Raw genomic sequence first — 2,210 nt, 5'->3', positions numbered from 1 at the left:
CCCGGCGCCCCGCCTCCCGCACCACGGGCGGCTTCGACTTCTTCGGCACCCAGGGTCCCGCCCCGGCGCAGCGTCCCGTAGAGGACACGGACCTCGCGGACGTCGTCGGCGAGGAGGCGCTCGCCGAGGCCAAGGCCGAAGCGGAAGCCGAGGCGAAGGCCGGGGCGGTCGGCGAGCCGGCCGGCGACGACGTCATCGACCTGACCGCGCACGACGAGACCGAGCAGATAGACGTGGCCGAGCTGCGTACCGCCGTGTCCTAGGCGGCGCGCGGGCCCGGCCCGCAGAAACGAAACCCCCGGCGGGGCTCCCGCCGGGGGTTTCGTTTCTGCACGGCCTGCGGACCGCCGTGCCCTACTTGTCGATGTCGCCCACGACGAAGAACAGCGACCCCAGGATCGCCACCATGTCGGCGACCAGCGTCCCCGGCAGCAGCTCGGTCAGCGCCTGGATGTTGTTGAAGGAGGCGGAGCGCAGCTTCAGCCGGTACGGGGTCTTCTCGCCCTTCGAGACCAGGTAGTAGCCGTTGAGGCCGAGAGGGTTCTCGGTCCACGCGTACGTGGCGCCCTCGGGGGCCTTCAGCACCTTCGGCAGCCGCTGGTTGATCGGCCCCGGCGGCAGCTCGGCGATGCGGTCCAGGCAGGCCTCCGCGAGCTCCAGGGCGTTGTGCGTCTGCTCCAGCAGGCACTCGAAGCGGGCGAGGCAGTCGCCGTCCTGGCGGGTGACGACCTTGAGCACGTCCTGCAGCTCCCCGTAGGCGAGGTACGGCTCGTCGCGCCGCAGGTCGAAGTCGACGCCGGACGCGCGGGCGATCGGGCCGCTCACCCCGTACGCGTGCACCGTCTCCGGCGCGAGGACGCCGACGCCGCGCGTGCGGCCCCGGAAGATCTCGTTGCCGAGGACGAGCCGGTCGTAGACGTCCATCCGGGAGCGGACCTGGGCCACGGCGTGCCGCGCCCGGCCGAGCCAGCCGGCGGGCAGGTCCTCCTTGAGGCCGCCGACGCGGTTGAACATGTAGTGCATGCGGCCGCCGGAGACCTCCTCCATCACCGTCTGGAGCTCCTCGCGCTCGTGGAAGGCGTGGAAGACGGGGGTGATGCCGCCGAGCTCCAGCGGGTAGGAGCCGAGGAACATCAGGTGGTTGAGGACCCGGTTCAGCTCGGCGAGGAGCGTGCGGGTCCACACGGCGCGCTCGGGGACCTCCATGCCGAGCATCCGCTCCACGGCCAGGACGACGCCCAGCTCGTTGGAGAACGCCGACAGCCAGTCGTGGCGGTTGGCGAGCACGATGATCTGCCGGTAGTCGCGGGCCTCGAACAGCTTCTCCGCGCCGCGGTGCATGTAGCCGACGATCGGCTCGGCCTCCCGGACCCGCTCGCCGTCGAGGACGAGCCGCAGGCGCAGCACGCCGTGCGTGGACGGGTGCTGGGGTCCGATGTTGAGCACCATGTCGGTGCTCTCCGCCGCACCGCCGATGCCGACTGTCGTCTCCGTCATGGGGGTCATGGGGGTCATGGGGACAAGTCTGTCAGCCTTCCGGGCCGGGCCGGTCCGGGGCGCCGTCCGAGGCCCGTTCCGGGGCCTCGGGGAGCAGCCCCCGGCAGGCCTCGCCGACCGGGTGCACCAGCCAGCCGAAGGCCCCCAGCCCGCCCGGCGAGGTGAGCTCGGCGGCCTCGCCCGCGTGTGGCTCGCCGAGCACGGCGCGGCGGACGTGCCCGAGCCCGGCGAGGACATGGTCTTCTGGCTGACCATCGACACGATCGCCGCCCAGCTGGCGGCGTCCGGTGACACGGACGAGCTGCGCGGGCTGGTGGAGAGCCTCGTCGGGCAGCACAGCGGGTTCTTCGACGCGGCGTGGCGGGTGGAGCACCCGGCGACGGCGGACGTCCTGGAGGCGATGGGCCGCCTCCACCCGGAGAAGAAGGTGGCCAAGGAGGCCCGCAAGGCGGCGTTCAAGGCGCGGTCGCGGGGCTGACCTTTCCGGTGCCCGGTGCTTTCCGGTCCGGGGCGCCGGGGATTCTTCCGCCGCGACGGCGACCGGCCACGGCGGTGGATTCCGGCGGTGCCCGGCCGGCCTGAGCCGGGTTGGTGTTGAGGGTGCCGGCCGCGAGGAAGAGCATCTCGCACGTGTACTCGGTGGTGCCCAGGGCGGCGCCGTCCTCGCTCAGCCGCCGTACGACGACGGAGTAGGTGCCGTCGCGCCTGCGCCC

At 72.9% G+C, this 2,210-nt stretch carries 4 protein-coding genes; 2 read left to right on the top strand and 2 right to left on the bottom strand.

Features of this window, described 5'->3' with window-relative positions:
- Window positions 1-263 (top strand): hypothetical protein (locus tag B7P34_RS37935; RefSeq protein WP_223268602.1); only part of this gene is annotated, 263 nt, incomplete at its 5' end.
- A gap of 91 nt (window positions 264-354) precedes the next feature.
- Here B7P34_RS37935 and B7P34_RS35755 read toward each other — a convergent pair.
- A complete protein-coding gene (locus B7P34_RS35755; protein ID WP_435694001.1) occupies window positions 355-1,515 on the bottom strand; it encodes an NADH-quinone oxidoreductase subunit D in 1,161 nt (386 codons plus the stop codon).
- Between B7P34_RS35755 and B7P34_RS35750 the strand changes: the two genes are divergently transcribed.
- Window positions 1,514-1,975 (top strand): hypothetical protein, encoded by a 462-nt coding sequence (locus B7P34_RS35750; protein ID WP_223268601.1) that lies wholly within the window; start codon window positions 1,514-1,516, stop codon window positions 1,973-1,975. The genes B7P34_RS35755 and B7P34_RS35750 overlap by 2 nt on opposite strands.
- Here B7P34_RS35750 and B7P34_RS37930 read toward each other — a convergent pair.
- Window positions 1,953-2,210 (bottom strand): hypothetical protein (locus B7P34_RS37930; protein WP_223268600.1); only part of this gene is annotated, 258 nt, incomplete at its 5' end. The genes B7P34_RS35750 and B7P34_RS37930 overlap by 23 nt on opposite strands.

The sequence above is a fragment of the Streptosporangium nondiastaticum genome, from assembly GCF_003011965.1.
Classification (GTDB): Bacteria; Actinomycetota; Actinomycetes; order Streptomycetales; family Streptomycetaceae; genus Streptomyces; species Streptomyces nondiastaticus.
Note: the sequence above shows the minus strand (reverse complement) of the source record. Positions and strands in the feature narration are given on the sequence as shown.